Source organism: Erwinia billingiae Eb661 (assembly GCF_000196615.1).
GTDB classification, from domain to species: Bacteria; Pseudomonadota; Gammaproteobacteria; order Enterobacterales; family Enterobacteriaceae; genus Erwinia; species Erwinia billingiae.
In genome coordinates this window covers 2,510,081-2,528,905 of the sequence record NC_014306.1, presented here as the reverse complement: position 1 = coordinate 2,528,905, position 18,825 = coordinate 2,510,081, and the positions used below count along the sequence as shown (strand labels likewise).

16 protein-coding genes are annotated in these 18,825 nt (G+C 52.2%); 7 read left to right on the top strand and 9 right to left on the bottom strand.

Going from position 1 to position 18,825, the window contains the following annotated elements; translation table 11 throughout:
- Nucleotides 1-37: 37 nt before the first annotated feature.
- Complete coding sequence (lanM, locus tag EBC_RS12950) at nucleotides 38-2,821, top strand: type 2 lanthipeptide synthetase LanM (RefSeq protein ID WP_013202245.1); 2,784 nt, start codon at nucleotides 38-40, stop codon at nucleotides 2,819-2,821.
- Between the two features lie 100 nt (nucleotides 2,822-2,921).
- On the opposite strand, the gene idnD is transcribed toward lanM, so the two are convergent.
- The 4 genes from idnD to EBC_RS12930 all read right to left on the bottom strand — a co-directional run bounded on the left by idnD (nucleotide 2,922) and on the right by EBC_RS12930 (nucleotide 7,502).
- Nucleotides 2,922-3,965: an L-idonate 5-dehydrogenase gene (idnD, locus tag EBC_RS12945; RefSeq protein ID WP_013202244.1), complete on the bottom strand. Its 1,044-nt coding sequence runs from the start codon at nucleotides 3,963-3,965 to the stop codon at nucleotides 2,922-2,924.
- A gap of 9 nt (nucleotides 3,966-3,974) precedes the next feature.
- Nucleotides 3,975-5,336: an MFS transporter gene (locus tag EBC_RS12940; protein WP_041692318.1), complete on the bottom strand. Its 1,362-nt coding sequence runs from the start codon at nucleotides 5,334-5,336 to the stop codon at nucleotides 3,975-3,977.
- Between the two features lie 22 nt (nucleotides 5,337-5,358).
- A complete protein-coding gene (locus EBC_RS12935; protein WP_013202242.1) occupies nucleotides 5,359-6,648 on the bottom strand; it encodes an MFS transporter in 1,290 nt (429 codons plus the stop codon).
- Nucleotides 6,649-6,734: 86 nt separating this feature from the next.
- Nucleotides 6,735-7,502 (bottom strand): SDR family oxidoreductase, encoded by a 768-nt coding sequence (locus tag EBC_RS12930; protein WP_013202241.1) that lies wholly within the window; start codon nucleotides 7,500-7,502, stop codon nucleotides 6,735-6,737.
- Nucleotides 7,503-7,864: 362 nt separating this feature from the next.
- Between EBC_RS12930 and EBC_RS12925 the strand changes: the two genes are divergently transcribed.
- Entirely contained in the window at nucleotides 7,865-8,572 is a 708-nt protein-coding gene (locus EBC_RS12925) for a FadR/GntR family transcriptional regulator (protein WP_013202240.1), read from the top strand.
- Nucleotides 8,573-8,656: 84 nt separating this feature from the next.
- Nucleotides 8,657-9,910, top strand: a complete 1,254-nt coding sequence (locus EBC_RS12920; RefSeq protein WP_013202239.1) for an enolase C-terminal domain-like protein — start codon at nucleotides 8,657-8,659, stop codon at nucleotides 9,908-9,910.
- Nucleotides 9,911-9,913: 3 nt separating this feature from the next.
- Here EBC_RS12920 and EBC_RS12915 read toward each other — a convergent pair whose 3' ends face one another.
- Nucleotides 9,914-10,438, bottom strand: coding sequence for a GNAT family N-acetyltransferase (locus EBC_RS12915; protein ID WP_013202238.1), 525 nt, complete (start codon nucleotides 10,436-10,438; stop codon nucleotides 9,914-9,916).
- A 343-nt stretch (nucleotides 10,439-10,781) separates the two neighbouring features.
- Here EBC_RS12915 and proX point away from each other — a divergent pair, with 343 nt between their 5' ends.
- Nucleotides 10,782-11,780: a glycine betaine/L-proline ABC transporter substrate-binding protein ProX gene (gene proX / locus EBC_RS12910; protein ID WP_013202237.1), complete on the top strand. Its 999-nt coding sequence runs from the start codon at nucleotides 10,782-10,784 to the stop codon at nucleotides 11,778-11,780.
- A 70-nt stretch (nucleotides 11,781-11,850) separates the two neighbouring features.
- On the opposite strand, the gene EBC_RS12905 is transcribed toward proX, so the two are convergent.
- On the bottom strand, nucleotides 11,851-13,320 hold the full coding sequence (locus EBC_RS12905; RefSeq protein ID WP_013202236.1) for a catalase: 1,470 nt from the start codon (nucleotides 13,318-13,320) through the stop codon (nucleotides 11,851-11,853).
- Between the two features lie 100 nt (nucleotides 13,321-13,420).
- Nucleotides 13,421-14,227, bottom strand: a complete 807-nt coding sequence (locus EBC_RS12900; RefSeq protein ID WP_407919944.1) for a DUF1460 domain-containing protein — start codon at nucleotides 14,225-14,227, stop codon at nucleotides 13,421-13,423.
- Nucleotides 14,228-14,467: 240 nt separating this feature from the next.
- Here EBC_RS12900 and EBC_RS12895 point away from each other — a divergent pair, with 240 nt between their 5' ends.
- Nucleotides 14,468-14,677 (top strand): DUF2767 family protein, encoded by a 210-nt coding sequence (locus EBC_RS12895; RefSeq protein ID WP_041692010.1) that lies wholly within the window; start codon nucleotides 14,468-14,470, stop codon nucleotides 14,675-14,677.
- Between the two features lie 101 nt (nucleotides 14,678-14,778).
- Here EBC_RS12895 and EBC_RS12890 read toward each other — a convergent pair whose 3' ends face one another.
- Nucleotides 14,779-15,411, bottom strand: a complete 633-nt coding sequence (locus tag EBC_RS12890) for an HD domain-containing protein (protein WP_013202233.1) — start codon at nucleotides 15,409-15,411, stop codon at nucleotides 14,779-14,781.
- Between the two features lie 114 nt (nucleotides 15,412-15,525).
- On the opposite strand from EBC_RS12890, the gene EBC_RS12885 reads away from it, so the two are divergent.
- Together EBC_RS12885 and EBC_RS12880 are read left to right on the top strand one after the other, a co-directional pair.
- Nucleotides 15,526-16,524, top strand: a complete 999-nt coding sequence (locus EBC_RS12885; protein WP_013202232.1) for a GlxA family transcriptional regulator — start codon at nucleotides 15,526-15,528, stop codon at nucleotides 16,522-16,524.
- Between the two features lie 89 nt (nucleotides 16,525-16,613).
- Nucleotides 16,614-17,639: an LLM class flavin-dependent oxidoreductase gene (locus EBC_RS12880; protein WP_013202231.1), complete on the top strand. Its 1,026-nt coding sequence runs from the start codon at nucleotides 16,614-16,616 to the stop codon at nucleotides 17,637-17,639.
- Between the two features lie 88 nt (nucleotides 17,640-17,727).
- Here EBC_RS12880 and EBC_RS26300 read toward each other — a convergent pair whose 3' ends face one another.
- Nucleotides 17,728-18,696 carry a hypothetical protein gene (locus EBC_RS26300; protein WP_013202230.1) on the bottom strand — a complete coding sequence of 323 codons (969 nt, stop codon included), beginning with the start codon at nucleotides 18,694-18,696 and terminating at the stop codon, nucleotides 17,728-17,730.
- Between the last annotated feature and the right edge of the window lie 129 nt (nucleotides 18,697-18,825).

Below are 18,825 nucleotides of genomic sequence, written 5' to 3'. Positions count from 1 at the left end.
AATCCAACCCCATTTTTATAAAATGGCGCCTGAAAATATGAATGCATATACGAAAACATTAGAAGCCATCCTCAAAAAATATCCTGAAGCCAAAGATATTTATAGTGAGGTAGTAGGGGGGGTATTTGAATGCGAAGAGACTATTCACCCTGAGACTTTATTTGTTAAAGCCAATAGAGAAAGAATTCGCGATCGATTTTATCATTATGATCTTTCTCTAAATAATGCTAATGATTTCTTGTGTGTTTTTAAAGATACTTTAACAAACGCAATAGCCGATGAGGTAAAATCTTTTCTTTATCAATTTAGGGATGTTTGCCATAATTTAGATGCGTTAGAAAATGATTTTTATAATCAGATTAAAATTAAATTGCCTGAGGATATTCGGCAGTTGTGCCTTTTCATCTCTAAAATGAACGCATCAACTAAAAATAAGATGGATAGCTGGGATAAGTTATTTACTACCTATCCTTCACTGCTTGATAAAGTCACATCTTATGCTGGGCATATGATGTATTCTTTTACCGATGTTTTGCATAACCTTGCTTCTGATAAAGAAATCGTTGCCAGAAATTTTGATATGGCAGATTACAGAGTATCAAAAATCGACATTTCAATGGGTGATTACCATTCTTTTGGCCAATGCGTCTCAAAGATAGTGTTTACTAACTCACTTGAGATTATTTATAAACCACGGACTGCAAAAAATGAACTCATTGTTTGTGAGCTTTTGGATTTATTAAAGCATGATTTAGGATATTTGAAAATTGGCATTCCTAAATGCATTGATAGGGTTACACATAGTTGGCATGAAAAGATAACCTTTAAAGACAGTTTGTCATCTGAAGAAATTTCACGTTTTTATGAAAACATTGGTGCAGCCGTAGGGCTATTCCATATGCTTAATGCAGGTGACTTTCATTTCGAAAACATTATATGTTCAAATGATATTCCCTTCTTTGTAGATTTAGAGTGTATTTTTTCTGGCGTAATAAAGACCAGTGATTTCTCAAATTCAGTCCTTACTACCTGCATTCTTCCAGGCCTTTCTGGAAGTACAGTTGATCGCTTCACTTGCGGCATCGGTGAAAGAGATCTCAATGGTGAGGTTGAAAAACAGGTTTTGTACATTGATGAAGATAATGAAATCATCAAGGGCAAGCAAACTGTTAAGATCCCCAACTTCCATAACAGGCCTGTAAGATATCGGTCTGACATATCAAATTGTGAGTTAAGAAAATCCGTTGCCAAAGGATTTGAGTGCATGATGAATGCTTTTAGTAAAAACATAAAAATTATAAGCATTCTAATCAATAAAAAAGAGTTACCTGGACGTCTCCTTTTGAGATCGAGCAAATACTACGGTGATGTGATTAATTTTTCAAGTCATCCCAGATACACGCTTTTCCCTAAACTTAGATCGCTCTTTATAGCATGTGCAGTGTATGATAAAACAAAGCCCATAGAGATAATTAAATATGAGTTTCAGTCTATTTATCAAAATATAATTCCAATTTTCTATTATGACATACTTAATGGCGAGTTTTTCCTTGGGGACAAAACGAAAATTGAACTTGATGAAAATTCGGAATTTTTCAAAAAACTATATACCTTCAAAGAACTTAATGAAAAACATCTTAATAATGAAGCCTCCACTCATGCAATGTTGTATCAGCGGCATCTTTTGAATATGTCCTTATGGTCACTGCTACCATCAGTAAAGCCTCTGAATACAAATAGTAACGATAATCAGGAATACATCAACTTCCTTAAGGGGAGTGCAGTCAAACATAACGGCAATGATGTATGGCTGGGTGTTAAAAAAGACTACTTTGGCGCAACAACGATCCTTAAAAGGAATGATGATCTTTATGACGGCCTTGCTGGCCCAATGATAATTCAGTTGTGTGATTTTATAGAATCCCCAACGCTTTTGAAAGAAAATGCTTTATTCAATCTTTATGAGAAAGCGGATGCGCAAAGGGAAGGCGATACTTATGGTATCTTCGAGTCCAATGGAGGGCTTTTATACATTGACTATCTGTTTGTAAAAAACTTTGGCACGGAACACGTTGAACGCTTTATGAAAAGATTAGAAAATGTCATTTCATTGTTTAATAGGAATAAAAAGTTTGATGTTATTAGTGGTGCTTCTGGGATCCTAATATTATGTTGTAGAGTATATTCTAAATTCCCTAATAACAAATTGCTTTCCATTATATCATATTTAGCAGGGCAAATATTAAGTAGTTCAAAAAAAATTGATGATGAATGCATTACATGGGGGAAGAAATGGACGGGTTTCTCGCATGGTAATTCAGGCATTGCTTATTCGCTTGTACTTGCAAATAACATGTTGAATCGCAAGGACATAAACACGTTAATTCTTAAGTCTCTTAATTATGAAAAATGCTTCAAAATAAAATCGGGTTGGAAAGGGGTTGAGTTTCATGATAATGATACTGACTTCAATGCTTGGTGTAATGGGGCCCCAGGAATATACATGTCCCGCCAGGCAATAAGAGCAGAAGGCCTGAATATTTCAGGTGAAATTATGGATATTTTAGAATCTGATATTAGTCATTATTTTAAAACTGCCGACACCCGAGGTGTTAATAGTGCTAAATCCTTATGTCATGGGATTTATGGAAATACTATAATACAACGAGAAGATTTCTCGTCTCGGTTCCCTGTTGACCTGGACTTGAATAACCTTAGCGAAGAGAAGTCCTTAATGACCGGTGCTATTGGTGCAGTTTATGCTAATTTCATGCTTAAAAATAATCACTGCGACATGCCAAATATTTTACTTTTAAAATAAAATGATATATCGAGAATTTCAAACATAGTTAGAATTCTGTGAGAACGCGTATTTCATGCCTGCAGAGAGTGCCCGGGATGGCGATCCCGGGCAGTCAGCATTAACTAAAGGTCAGCTGGACTTTGGCGGCCTGGCTTTTATCGCTGGCCATCTCCAGCGCTTTCACCACGTCCTGCTGCGGGAACACCGCTGAAAGCAGCGGCAGAGGATTAATTCGACCACTCTCCAGCCAGCGCACGGCAATGTCGAACTCATTGATAAAGCGGAATGAACCGACCAGCTCAATCTCTTTCACCAGCATCAACCCCAGCGGGAAGTCAACCGTCGCGGCACCCATGCCGAGCTGAACAATCCGACCTTTTGGACGGGTAAAGCCTACGGTGGAGGCAATGGCCGCCGGCGCGCCAGACGCCTCAAAGCAGACGTCAAAATAGCCGCTGTTTTCCTGCCATTTACCGGTGACCTCGCCATCGGTGGGATCGGCCGCTTTCGAGGCGCCCATTTCCAACGCCAGCGCACGGCAACGATCGCTCATATCGGTGGCGATAATCTCTGAAGCGCCTGCCGCAAAGGCCGCCGCAATCACCAGACAGCCAATCGGTCCGGAACCAGTCACCAGCACTGTTTTGCCGACCAGGTCACCCGCCTGATGTACCGCATGAATTGCCACGGCCAACGGTTCGGCAAAGGCGATCACCTTTGCATCGGCCTTATCGGAATAGGGTACACATTGCGCCGGGCTGACCGCGACAAAGCTGGCAAAGCCGCCCTGAACGTGTGGGAAGAACTGTGCGCTGCCCATAAATTTCATGGTGCGGCACAGGTTCTGCTTACCCGACAGGCAGAATTCACAGGCGTTACAGGGTTGGGAAGGGTTTACCGCCACGCGCTGACCGACCTTCAGCCCGCTGTCTGCCGGTGCGTCCGCAATGCGACCGACAAATTCGTGGCCCAGCGTCATTGGCTCTTTCAGCACTGACATCCCCGCACGACCATGCTGGAAATAGTGAATGTCCGAGCCACAAATCCCGCCACGTTCAACCTGTACCAGCACCTGGTCATCCGCACACTCAATGGTGCGCGACTGGTTGCTGACGTCATGCGCGGCACTGACCACGCTGGCAACTATCTCTTTCTGCTTCATAACAAATCCTCAGGCTTTGGACGGGTTTTTGAACGGTTTCTGCGGCTCTTTTTCTTGCCCCCGATCGTCCGGCAGCGAAATCACCTCAATTTTACCCACCAGTAATAAGTAGGCGAGAAAACCGATCAGCGCCACGGCGGCGATATACCACATGGCATACTGGAAGTTTTGCGTGCGTTGCAGGATCACGCCAATCACGATCGGGCTGATAATCCCGGAAAGGTTACCGAAAATGTTGAGAAATCCACCGATGGTGCCAATCAGATGGCGGGGGATCACATCACTGCATACCACCCAACCCAGATTGGAAAACGCATTGGCGAAGAAGGCCACTGACAGGATGGCGATGGCGATGGTCGGGCTGTGCTGGAAGAAATTCACCAGCGCGATCGACGTCGTCACCAGCAAACCGGCCATCACCGGCAGCTTGCGGGCATAGGTGCGGCTGTGGCCTTTTTTCAGCAGCATATCGCTCAGGGTTCCACCGCACAGCACCCCAGCCATCGCCATCAGGTAAGGGAACATCGCGCCGATCCCAGCTTTGGCAATCGATAAGCCCAGCCCTTTCTCCAGATAGACAATAAACCACGTCAGGAAGAAATAGAGTGTGGAGGAGGCCGCAAACTGGGCAATAAACAGTCCCCAGACGGTGCGCTGACGCAGAATGTGCTTCACGCTGGCCCAGTTTACTTTGCCATTTCCCCCTTGCTGATTGGCCGAGCCGTAACCGCCACCGTCACGTATGTAGGCCAGCTCGGCGTCGTTGACCTTTTTACTGTCCTGCGGATCGCGGTAGGCAATCAGCCAGTAGATGCCAAAAATAATTCCCACGCCGCCCGACAGATAGAACGAGGCTTCCCAGCCGTATTCGGCCACGATAAACGACAGTAACGGCGTCAATAAGGCCAGGCCAATGTACTGCGCGCTGGAGTAAAACGCCGTGGCGCGCGCCCGTTCATGGTCCGGGAACCAGCTGGCAATGATCTTAGTATTGGACGGGAACGAGGGTGCTTCCGCCACGCCAATTAACGCCCTGCAGACCAGCAGCATCGCAAAGGATGCGGTCGCGGTGGCGAAGATATGGTGAGACGCAAAGCCCATCACAAAGGTGAAGACGCTCCACAGCACGATAGCGCTGCCATACAGGATCCGGGAGCCTACCCGGTCGAGAATATAGCCCACCGGGATCTGGCTCATGGCATAAAACCAGGTAAACATCGAGAACAGCAGTCCGAGCTGCGTCGGGGACAGCTCAAATTGTCCCTGAATATGGGAACCGGCCACCGAGAGATTGGCGCGGTCCATATAATTTATCGCGGTCACCACAAACAGCATCATCAAAATGCTCAGGCGTGAACGGGTCGGTTTCATGATCATTTTTACCTCCCTGTGGTCAGTAAGCTGACGTGGTTTTCGCCACGACCGGCGTCTGACTGCTGAACCGGGTCAGAGCGGTCAGCAGCACTGCAAACACCAGCGATCCGCCCATAAAGACATAAGACGCATCCGGGCTGCCGGTGACGCCATTCAGATAACCGACAATCCACGCGCCGACGAAGGAACCCAGCGCACCAAAGCACACCACAAAGGACATGGCGCCAGCGACCACGTTGCGCGGGATCATTTCAGGGATGGCGGCAAAAAACGGACCGTACGGCGTGTACATTGCGCCGCCGGCAATCACCAGCAGTGCCCAGGAGAGCCAGAAGTGCGACGCACCAATGCTGAACGAGGCGATAAAGCAGACGGCGCCCAGCCCCAGGAACAGCACCACGATCAATTTACGTTGCTGGAATTTATCGGAGAACCAGGATGCGGCGAGCATCAGCGGAATGGCAAGCACATAAGGGGCGGCAGAAAGCCAGCCGGTAGCGACGATGCCGAGGCCGGACGCGGATTTGAGCATCGACGGCAGCCACATAATGAAACCGTACATGCCGATATTCCAGAAAAAGTGGATAAAGGCCAGCGCCAGCACTTTCGGTGAACGAAACGCTTCACGGTAGTTTTTAACCGGTTTGATATTTTCCTGCTCAGCCGCCAGCGCTTCTTCAATGGATCGCTTTTCGCTGTCGTTCAGCCATTTAGCATCGCGCGGCCGGTCGGCGTACACCGCCCACCAGATAAAGGCCCAGAGGATAGCGGGCACCCCTTCGATAATAAACATTCCGCGCCAGCCAAAGGCATTAACCAGGTAACCGGAGAGGATCGACATCCACAACACGGTAATCGGGTTGCCAAGGAACAAAAAGGTGTTGGCTTTGGAGCGTTCCGCGCGGGTAAACCAGTGGCTGAGAAAGATCAGCATCGCCGGCATCACCACGCTTTCCGCCACACCCAGCAGGAAGCGGATGGCCGCCAGCAGGGCGATGTTGTGCACCATACCGGTGGCCGCAGCCAGTATCCCCCAGAGGATCAGGCTCCAGAAAATCAGACGCTTTGCCGAATGCTTTTCCGCATAAATCCCGCCAGGCACCTGAAAGAAGAAGTAGCCGAGGAAGAACAGGGCGCCCAGCAGAGAAGAGATGCCTGGGGTGATATTCAGATCTTCTGCCAGTCCGGCCGCCGCACCAAAGCCATAATTGGCGCGGTCCAGATAGGCAAGATTGTAAGTGATAAAGGCGATGGGGATCAGTTTCCCCCAGCGGCTGGCGGGCAATGTCCCTGCACGGGTCTGGTTCATGGTAGTACCTCGGCGTTTTCGAACGGTAGGGCACGAGGCCAGGTCTTATTGCCTGGCGGGATTATTATGTTGTGCTCGTGAGACGGTTACAGCGTGGCCAGCCAGCCACCATCGACATAGATGATCTGGCCGTTGACGTAATTAGAGGCGTCAGACGCCAGGTACACGGCGGTGCCAATCAGTTCATCGGGTTTTCCCCAGCGGCCGGAGGGGTTGCTGTTGCGCACCCATTGATCGAACTCAACGTTATCGACCAGCGCCTGGTTCATATCGGTAAGGATGTAGCCGGGACCAATTGCATTACTCTGGATGTTGTACTGTGCCCATTCAGCGGCCATTGATTTGGTCAGCAGCTTGATGCCGCCTTTCGCCGCGGTATAAGGCGCCACCGTGGCGCGGGCGGCCTCGCTGGTCAGCGATCCGATATTGATAATTTTGCCGCCGGTTGTGCGGGATACCATACGTCGGGCGGCGGTTCGGCCGATCAGAAAGGCGCTGGTCAGGTTTACGTCCAGCACGCGCTGCCAGTCACTTAACGCCAGCTCAAGCATCGGCTGACGGAACTGAATGCCGGCGTTGTTGATCACGATATCGACATGAATATCCCGATCGTCGAGCTCCTTAAACACCGCTTCGACCGCGTCTTCATCCGCCACGTTGAACAGGAAGCCATGCGCATTGGCGCCCTGTTCCTTCAACGTGGCCAGCGCCGTCTGCATATGGCTTTCCTGGGTGCCGTTCAGAATGACCGTTGCACCGGCAGCGGCCAGTCCCTGTGCGTAGGCCAGTCCCAGACCGCGAGTTGAACCGGTAATCAGCGCGGTTTTGCCGCTGAGAGAGAACAGTGAAGACATAATCACTCCTGAAAAACTTCATGTAACATGACTAACAAGTTGTGTTTTTAGATCTACGTGAGGCGAGGTAGTTGAGCAATCTACAGGTTAAGAAATTGTAGCCCCGATCACAATAATCTGTGGTGTGGCCACTTTATGCCTTGAATATAGCCTGTAAAAACAGGGTGATGAGGCGGTTTTGTGATTCACTTCACAGTCTGGCACAGTGAAAAACTATTCCTTGCCAGAGAGATATTGGGAGTGCTAAAAAGAGATTCGGACTTGTAGGACAAGCTGATGGTCGACGTCAATCATGCTGTTTTGCTGGTATCAGCAAGCCAGCAGAATAGAATGGCGACATTAACCAGCAACAGGGGAAAGACGTGACACTGGAAAGCGTGCAGAAGCATAACGTGGTGAACGTTATCTACGAGCAAATGAAAAAGAATATCCAGGACGGCGTCTGGGAGCCCGGCTGCAAGCTGCCTTCCGAGTCAGAGCTGACGCAGACCTTTAACGTCAGCCGCGTCAGCGTTCGCAGTGCCGTGCAGAAGCTGCGCGATCTGGGCGTGGTGATCACCCATCAGGGCAAGGGCACCTACGTCACCCGTGAGATCGCCCGCTATGGCGCGTTCAGTGACAACCAGCCGATCCTGCACCTGTCGCAGGAAGAGTTTGATGATATGCGGGTGTTTCGTCAGACCGTGGAATTCCGCTGTATGGACCTGGCGGTAGAGAAGGCGACGGATGAGGACATCCGCCAGTTGGAGCAGGCCTTAAACCGCATGCTGGTCAGCAAAGACGACTATAAGAAATATTCGCAGGCCGACTATGATTTCCATCTGGCAATCGTTAAGGCGTCGCATAACAAGGTCTTCATCCATGTGATGGAGTCGCTGAAGAACATTTATATCCATTACCTTGAAGAGTTAAACCGGGTACTGGGGATCACGCTGGAAAGTGTTGAAGCACATATCAAAGTGTTTATGGCACTGAAGAATCGCGACGCGACCACCGCCAGCGAGACGTTAAACAATGCCATGGCCCACAACGTGGACGCGATTACAGAAGTGAAGCTGACAGAGAAATAACCTTAAGAAAACCTCGTCATGAGGTTTTTATTTACCTCTAACATGTAGGAGATCATACATCATTGCGGTGATCCGGAGAGACTTATGGAAACGTTGAAAATTACCAACATTAAAACGCTGCTGACCGCCCCGGGTGGTATCGACCTGGTGGTGGTGAAAGTGGAAACCAATCAGCCGGGATTGTACGGCCTCGGCTGCGCCACCTTTACCCAGCGCATTTTTGCCGTGGAAGCCGCAATTGAAAACTATATGAAGCCGTTCCTGATTGGTAAGGATCCGCTGCGCAATGAAGATATCTGGCAGTCGGCGGCGGTCAGCGGTTACTGGCGCAGCGGCCCGGTGATGAACAATGCGCTTTCGGGCGTGGATATGGCGCTGTGGGATATCAAAGGGAAAGTGGCAGGCCTGCCGGTGTACCAGTTGCTGGGCGGACGTTGCCGCGACGGCATTCCGCTCTACCGCCACTGCGATGGTGCCGATGAAGTCGAAGTGGAAGATAACATTCGCGCCAGAATGGAAGAGGGTTATCAGTATGTTCGTTGCCAGATGGGCATGTACGGCGGTGCCGGCACAGACGATCTCAAGCTTATCGCCGGCAAACTGGCGAAGGCGCGCAATATTCAGCCGAAGGTCTCACCGCGTTCGCAGACGCCGGGCATTTATTTCGATCCGGATGCTTACGCCCGCGCGGTGCCGCGTCTGTTCGACCATCTGCGCAACAAGCTTGGCTTTGGCGTCGAGTTTATCCACGATGTGCATGAACGCATTACGCCGGTCGCGTCAGTGCAGCTGGCCAAGAGCCTGGAGCCCTATCAGCTGTTCTTCCTCGAAGATCCGGTTGCGCCGGAAAATATCGACTGGCTGAAAATGATCCGCGCACAGAGCAGCACGCCGATCTCGATGGGTGAGCTGTTTACCCACGTCAACGAGTGGAAGCCGTTGATTCAGCAACAGCTGATTGATTATATCCGTTGCCACGTTAGCACCATTGGCGGCATTACCCCGGCGAAAAAACTGGCCACCTATGCCGAGATCCACGGCGTGCGCACGGCCTGGCACGGACCGGGCGATATCTCGCCGGTGGGCGTGGCAGCCAATTTGCATCTGGATATGAGCGTCACCAACTTCGGAATTCAGGAATATACGCCGGTGAATGATGCGCTGATGGAGGTGTTCCCGGGTTGTCCTGAAATCGATCGCGGCTATGCCTACCTGAGCGATCGTCCGGGACTGGGCGTCGATATTGATGAAGAGAAGGCGAAACGCTTCCCGGTGACCGGTGGCTTGCCGGACTGGACTAACGCACGTTTGCCGGACGGCACCGCCGCCCGACCATAACGCTTAGCGATCCTGAGGTATCGTGGTGTCGCCTTCACCCAGCGTGCATTGCATCATCACGGTATCTACCCAGCGGCCATGCTTAAAGCCCACGGATTTCAGTACGCCGGTCAGCTCAAAACCCAGCGAGCGGTGCAGGGCCAGTGAAGCCACATTTTCACTGTTGCCGACGACGGTCATCACCTGACGGAATCCGGCTTCCTGCGCCTGGCGCAGGCCTTCACCGAGCAACGCGCGGCCAATACCGCGTCCGGCGCAGTCAGGATCGAGATAGATCGAATCCTCCAGCGTAAAGCGATAAGCATAACGCGGGCGGTAGGGCGCCAGGTAGCAGTAGCCGACAACCCGGTGCTCTTCTAATGCCACCAGCCAGAATCCTCCGCTTTCCTGTACTTTCGCAAGCCTTGCCAGCATCTCATCCGCAGTAGGCGGTTCGGTCTCAAAAGTCGCCAGTCCATTAAGGACGTGCCACGCATAAATCTGCTGTATTCCTGCAACATGAGCGGCTTGCGCCGTAACAATTTCCATCAGTTTCTCGTCGGTTGGCTGGTCTGCGCACTATCGTAACGCTGATCGGTTTTTTCCGGCAGAGGTGGCACGCATAGGAAATTCTTATGACGTGGATCGGGCTAAAGACCGGGGTCTGAGAGCCGGACATTTCCGGTTGCCTCAGAATTTCACTGTGGTAGGGTATACCCCGTTAAATATATTGCGGCACTCCCTGATACGTTATTCATGAAATAACCCTCACTCAGCGCAGCAAATATTTACCCAAAAACTGCCAGAGTGGCTGTTGTTATTTGTAAGAGAGTGGCGTGATTTTTTCTTCTATTTTTAGCGTTAACACCTAAAAAAATAAAAAGGACTCATCATGCGAACCAGCGGAATTTTGACGTTAGCCATTACAACCCTTGCCAGTGCATCCCCAGCGTTCTCGGCAACGTTACCAGGCAAAGGTGTAGTGGTTAACGCCGTACAGAGTAGCTTGCCGGAAGAAACCTTCCAGACCGAGCTGGTTAACCGGGCCTTACAGGCGTTAGGTTACGACGTTCAACCGATCAAAGAAGTGGATTACAACGTGGCCTACACGGCGATTGCCAGCGGTGACGCCACCTATATGGCGGTCAACTGGGATCCGCTGCAAAAGGACATGTACGCCTCAGCAGGTGGCGACAATAAATTTTATCGTCAGGGCACCTATATTTCCGGTGCAGCGCAGGGCTATCTGATCGATAAAAAGACTGCGGACAAATATCATATCCACGATATTTCGCAGCTGAAAGATCCCAATATCGCCAAATTATTTGATGCCGATGGCGATGGCAAAGCTGACCTTGCCGGCTGTAATCCTGGCTGGGTATGTGGCTCGGTAATCAGCACCCAGATTGAAGCGTATGGCCTGAGTAATACGGTGGTGCAGAACCAGGGAAATTATTCCGCGATTATCGCCGATACGCTCACCCGATTTAAGGCCGGCAAGCCGGTGCTTTATTACACCTGGACGCCTTACTGGGTCAGCGATGAACTTAAGCCAGGGAAAGATGTGGTGTGGTTAACGGTGCCGCATTCTGCTAATCCGGGTAGCCAGAAAGATCTGGATACCACTTTACCCAACGGCAAGAATTACGGCTTCCCGGTGAACAACGAACATATCGTTGCTAACAAGGCCTGGGCCCAGGCGAATCCGGCCGCGGCGAAGCTGTTTGCGGTGATGAAGCTGCCGCTGGCGGACGTGAATGCGCAAAACCTGCGGATGCATGAAGGACAGGGCAGTTCCGACGATATCGACCGTCATGTGGATGGCTGGATTGCCTCCCATCAGGCGACATTCGATGGCTGGGTGAAACAGGCTGCTGCTGCTGCCAAATAACGCCGTTTCGCGTGCGTTAAGACAAAAAAAATGGCCTTCATTGCGAAGGCCATTTTGTTATTTAAGACGATTAGCTGCGTTTCGCCCGTTCGTCAGTGACCTGCTGGGCAATGCGGTCGCCGATGGTCTGGTCGATATTGCGCCAGTATTCAAAGGCGCGCGACAACACCGGTTCCTCAACGCCATTCAGCAGATGGCCGGTAACGTTACTCACCAGACGATCGCGTCCCGCCTGATCCATCACCTTATTGATCAACGTATTGGCCTGGCCAAAATCGTCATCATCGCGGCGCAGGGTGTATGGCGCGCGCACCATCTCGCCGCTCGACGGCCAGGTCGAGTCGGTCGGATAACGATCGCCATCCGCCACCGGGCCACCTTTGGAGTTAGGCGCATAGACCGGATCGGACACCGGATTCATGCGCATGGCGCCATCTTTGCTGTAGCTGTTCACCGGCGAGTGTGGCGCATTGACCGGGATCTGCTTGTAATTGACGCCCAGACGCGCACGGTGCGCATCAGCATAAGAGAATACGCGGCCAATCAGCATTTTATCCGGGCTCAAACCAATGCCGGGCACCAGGTTGTTGGGCTCAAAGGCAGCCTGTTCAATCTGCGCATGGTTATCCGTTGGGTTACGGTTAAGGGTTAATTTGCCCACCGGGATCAGCGGATAATCGCTGTGCGGCCAGATCTTGGTCAGGTCAAACGGGTTAAAGCGGTAGGTTTCCGCTTCGGCAAACGGCATGATTTGCATATGCAGCGTCCAGCTTGGGAACTGGCCGTTTTTGATCGACATGAACAGATCGCGGGTATGGTAATCACCGTCTTCACCCGCCAGCTTATCGGCTTCTTCCTGAGTCAGGTTCTCAATACCCTGATCGGTATGGAAATGGTATTTCACCCAGAACTTCTCGCCCGCCGCATTCACCCACATATAGGTATGGCTGGAGTAGCCGTTCATATGGCGCCAGTTTTTGGGAATGCCGCGATCGCCCATCAGATAGGTCACCTGATGCGCTGACTCGGGTGACAGCGACCAGAAATCCCACTGCATATCGTTATCGCGCAGGTTGTTATCCGCCCGACGCTTTTGCGAGCGAATAAAGTGCTGGAACTTCATCGGGTCACGGATAAAGAACACTGGCGTGTTGTTGCCCACCATGTCGTAGTTGCCTTCGGTGGTATAGAACTTGATCGAGAAACCACGCGGATCGCGCCAGGTATCCGGGCTGCCGCGTTCACCGGCAACGGTAGAGAATCGCATCACCAGATCGGTTTTGGTTCCCGGCTGGAAAACGGCGGCTTTGGTGTACTGGCTGACATCATGGGTCACTTCAAAGTGGCCAAAGGCACCGCTGCCTTTCGCATGCGGCTGGCGTTCCGGAATGCGTTCACGGTTAAAGTTCGCCATCTGTTCAATCAGATAGTGATCGTGGAGCAGGACAGGGCCATCCGGCCCGACTGATAATGAGTATTCATCGCTGGCAACCGGGATGCCAGCATCAGTGGTGGTAGGTTTACGTGGATCATTGCTCATTGTTGTCTCTCCGACTTATCGTTTCATCTTGCAGATAAAGATAGAAGAGATAAACAGGAATGCACATCCACAGACTGATTAAGGGCATTCGCTGCGCAAATCAGTCAGACCGCAGCACAACGATTCCCGGTTTCGACTGCATATATTCGATAAAAGGCGAATCCACGACTTTTCTGTTTGCGGCCAGCGAAGAGGCATTTCTGAACCACACCTTACCGTCGTGGCGAACCACAATCCCGACATGTGAAACATCCAGTCCGCTGAGTGGGGAGAAGACACCGACATAATCGCCGGGTTTCAGCCGGTTGAGCAGGTGTTCATTAATGGCCTTGCCGGGAACATAGTTGATTTTACGTGGATGAACGCCAAGGCCGGCAATGTATTCGCCACCGTCGGCTTTGCGGTTAAGTTGCTTGTTAGCGACGAGAAAGTCCGGACTGATCTCGGGCGTGACGTCGCGGGCATTGCGTGGGACGGTGGCGAACCAATCAGTAAAGAAGTGCCGGCGGCTGAGGTAGTCGACGTGCCCCCCGGCATAGCGGATTTTGACAAGGTTATTCAGGAAGGATTTTTGGTCGCGGCTTCGGGTCAGGGCTTCCACGTAGTCGATCAGGGTAAAGCAGTCTACATGGTTGAAATTGGCGACAAGCACTTCCGGGGTATCAGCTCCGCCAATCAGCGTGTCGGCCTGATAGGGCGTGCCGAGAAAGGCTGACGATACCCGGCTGATGACTTCACCGTGGCTTTCACCGGTTGAGGGAATAACGTCTGATTGGAGTATCCGCTGTATGTTTTCAGACGTGACGTTATCGATGAGGGTAGGATATTTTGCTGTTTCTGAGCCGGCACAAGCGGTCAGGAATAATGATATAACGAGAACTGCCCCTGTATTTATCTTCATTTTCATGTCCTTGAAAAGTAAAAAACGCCTTACCTTCACAGCAAATGCTTTGCGTGGCGAAAGAAAAACAACACTGGTTGAGTTTTCGTTGATAAATCACGGCACTGATGCTGAAAAATGCGATGTTCATCACCTGGCGAGACTGCATTAAGTTTTTACAAAGTATGTCTCAACTTGTTTTGCATCTGATTGTTTGCCAGGTTTAAGCCATTAAGGTCTAACCGAACCAGCGACAGGAAATGAATGATGAAACGCGATGTGCTGAGTGAAGAGTATTACGATGAAGTGTGCCGGGTGATTGGCGATGCGGTGATTGTGCTGGCAGAAGGGGGTTTCGACACCGATCGTAAGGTGTTGTCGAATCTGCTGTTAAAGACCCGGCAGGGCCGATCGGATGCCGACCGTGATGAACAGAAGGTGCTGGAACACGCTATCCGGCTGGTGAAGCCGGACTGATCACCGCCCGCCGAGACTGACCTGCCCTCTGCTGCAAGACAACGTTTACGTGAAATCCCCCTTTTGACTGAAAGCGACTTCACGTAGCGAGCGCCGTGCCGTTAACCTCTCCAGCGCGACTGGCGGATCACCTGACAGAAATTCCCCGGCGTAAAGCCTGCTTCCTTATCTTTAATCACGTCCGCTTTCACGTTGCCGAAGGTGGTTTGCGGCTTGTGCTTAATGCCGTCATAAAAGGCCTGAATGATCGCTTCTTTAAAGGCCTCAGGGCGCGGATGTAACGCGGTGACCGCCGTAATGTCCTGCTCGCTGTAATTCTCATATCCCATCCCCAGCACATCCATCTCCACGCCGGCAGTGACCAGTGCGATTTCGGGCGCCATAAATTCCGGGATACCTGGCGTGGTGTGCAGGGCAATTGCCGTCCAGACCTTATCAATATCGGCCTGTTCAATGCCGTGACGCTGCAGGAAGTCCCGCGCTGCGTTGGCACCATCCACTTCAAAACGTTTGTCGCAGCTACAGTGATCGTGAGTTAACCCCATATCGTGGAACATGCAGCCGACGTACAGCAGCTCGCTGTCGACTTTCAGCCCGCGCTGTTGTCCCGCCAGCGCGCCCCAGTAGTAAACGCGGCTGGAATGGTGAAACAGCAGCTCGGATTCGGTATCGCGCACCAATTCGGTGACTTCTTTCGCCATCTGACTGTCTGGAACGTTAATTGTCTGGTTCATGATTTTCTCGCCTCGGGATTGTGTTTAAGCAATATGCTGGGCATCATAAATGACTTAAAGCGACTGATTACGACGATACGGGACATTCCGGCAAACCCGGACACCGGAGGAATAATGAACAGTGACATTGCCATTCTCGCCGTGCCTGGCGTACAGATGCTGGATGTCTGCGGCCCGCTGGACGTGTTTGCCGAAGCGAACCGCATTCTGCAACGCCAGGTGTATACGCCGGTAGTGATGTCATTTTCCACGCCGGTGCTGCGTTCCTCTTCCGGCGTCCGCCTGACCGCCGATCGGCTGCTCAGTGAATCCGCGGATTACTCGCCGCAGACCTTCTTAGTGGCTGGCGCACCCGGTATCACCGACATCATTGCCGAGCCTCAACAGCTGGACGCGATTAGCGGGCTGTGCCGGCGAAGTCAGCGATTTGGTTCGGTGTGCAGCGGGGCATTATTGCTGGCACAAACGGGTCTGTTGCAGGGCAAGCGGGTGACCACGCACTGGGCCTGCGCCAGCGAGCTGGCCAGCCGTTTCCCGCAGATCAGCGTCGATGCTGATGCGCTGTATGTTGCCGATGGCCCGATCCGCACCGCAGCGGGCGTCACTTCAGGTCTCGATCTGGCGCTAAGGTTGGTGGAGGAAGATTTGGGGCGGGACGTCGCGCTGGAGATCGCCAGTAACCTGGTGATGTTCTTCCGCCGACCGGTGAGTCAGAATCATTTTATGCGCGGTGACAATGTCACTCTTTCCGGCCGTTCATCCTTTCAGGAGCTGCTGCGTTGGAGCGCCAGCCATCTCGATAAGGTGAAAAATGTCGCGGTGATGGCAGAGCATATGAACGTCAGCGAGCGCCACCTTTCCCGGTTGTTTCGTCAGACGTTGGCCGTTTCCCCGGCGCAATGGCTGGAAAGGGAGCGCGTGGCCAGAGCGAAACAGCTGCTGGAGCAGGGTATGGCCAGCAAAACCCTGGCCGGAGAGTGCGGTTTCGCCAGCGTCGACGTTATGCGCCGAGCCTTTGTCAGAGTCACCGGCATGACGCCGGGCGTCTATGGACGGTTGTTTACGCGGGCTGAGGCCCAGGTGCACGAGAATGGTTACCCGATAAAAGATTGATACAGTCAAAAGCTTGCAAGCTACGGGTATTCAGCTTCATTCTGTCGGACGCATTACCACTTTTAACTCTGAAACAAGGCACTCCGGTCATGAAAAAAATTGGATTTCTGTCATTTGGACACTGGACGCCGTCACCACAGTCGGCGACGCAATCCGCTTCTGATGCGCTGTTGCAATCCATCGATCTGGCGGTGGCAGCAGAAGAATTAGGCGCTGACGGTGCCTATTTCCGCGTTCACCATTTTGCCCGCCAGCTTAGCGCACCGTTCCCGCTGCTGGCTGCGGTCGGCGCGAAAACCAAACGTATTGAGATTGGTACCGGCGTCATTGATATGCGCTACGAAAACCCGCTGTATATGGCCGAAGATGCCGGCGTGGCGGATCTGATCAGCGGCGGCCGTCTGCAGTTAGGTATCAGTCGTGGATCGCCGGAGCAGGTGATTGAAGGCTGGCGCCATTTTGGCTATGCGCCGCAGGAAGGGGAAAGCGATGCGGATATGGGCCGTCGTCATACCGAGCGTTTGCTGGAAGTGCTGAGCGGCGAAGGCTTTGCGAAACCTAATCCACAGCCAATGTTTCCTAATCCGCCTGGCCTGTTACGGCCGGAGCCCTTCTCCGAGGGCCTGCGTGAACGCATCTGGTGGGGATCCGGTTCTAACGCCACCTCGGTGTGGGCGGCGAAGCTGGGTATGAACCTGCAAAGCTCGACGCTGAAAGATGATGAAACCGGCGAGCCGTTCCATATTCAGCAGGCCAAACAGATCCGCGTCTATCGCGCCGCCTGGCAGGAAGCAGGGCACACGCGTGAGCCGCGTGTTTCCGTCAGCCGCAGCATCTTCGCCTTGATGAATGCGACAGATCGCGCCTACTTTGGTGCCAGCCGCGAAGGTGGCGATCAAATCGGTTATCTGGATGAGAAAACCCGCGCCATCTTTGGCCGTAGCTATTCAGCCGAGCCGGAAGCGCTGATTGCACAGTTAGCGAAAGATGAGGCGATTGCGGAAGCGGATACGCTGCTGTTGACCATCCCGAACCAGCTGGGCGTCGACTATTGTGCGCATGTGATGGAGTCGATTCTGAAACATGTCGCGCCCGCGTTGGGCTGGCGCGACTAGTTCGAACAAATCAGAGAAAGGGTGCGTGCTGAAGGCCATCGCCTTCAGCGAGCCTTGCCGGATCAACAATACCGACACCGTGACCGAATTATCCGTTAGTAGAGGACTCAGTGGTCTCGACTGGCGTGGTGGTTGAGCTGCCAGAGCTTTGCGCGTTTTCCGTATTGCTGGTCGCTGAATGCGTTGTCTCGCTATCAGTACTCTTCGACGTTTCGGTGGTGGTCGTTGCCGGTTTGGCTGACGATTCCGTTGCGCTTTGCGTGGTGGTGGTTGTCGTGGTCGCAGGCTGACTGGTTGTTGCCGCATTCTGCGTGGTGCTGGTCGACGTGGTTGCCGGCGCCGTGGCTGTCGTACTCTGCGTGGTGTCAGTTGAGGTCGCAGCCGGTGTTGCCGCCGAACTCTGACTGGTCGTTGCAGGTGTAGTGGTACTTTCAGTGGTTGTTGCAGGCGCTGACGTGCTCTGAACGGTAGCAGCAGGTGTGGTCGTCGTCGCGGTGGTGCTTTGCGTCGCTTGAGTCCCGGTCGTTACGGGCACCGCAGCCGGTGGCGTGGCGGCAACCGTTGGGATGGTGGCTGAGGTTGCCGTTGCCGCAGTCTGGTCGGTCTGCGCTGGCGCAGCCTGTTCTGCCGGCGCTGCAGCCGGTGCCGCAACCGGTTTAGGCGGCAGCTTGGTGACACCTTCTTTCGCAAACACCGGCTTGTCGCGGGTGACCGAATAGGCCAGCTGCGTCACTTCTCCCGGTTTGGTTGTCACATCGACAGACTGAATCGTCACGCGCCCCAGGCCAAGCAGCGTCTGAGCATAACCCCCGACTTTGTGCTTACCGGCCGGAATATGCAGCTCGGTGTTTTTCCCGGCAACCAGTGGGCCAGCGTCATTACCATCAACCGTCAGGAAAATGGCGGAACCATCGTCCGCACGGGTCACAACATGAGACACATTGATTTGGGTCGGGCCATTGAAGAAATCTTCTGGCGCGCCGGGCTTCTGTTGTTTGGCGCAACCGGTGAGCGTTATGGCGGCCGTTACTGCGGCCAGGGTGAAACGATAAGACATTATACCTCGCTATCCAGCGTTGCTTTAAGACGGCCATTTTAACGCTACTGGCCGGAGTAATACAGCAGCGTAGCGTTAGGGTTCGTCTCAAAAATTAACAGCAAGTATGTCAAGCGGGCGATCTTTGTT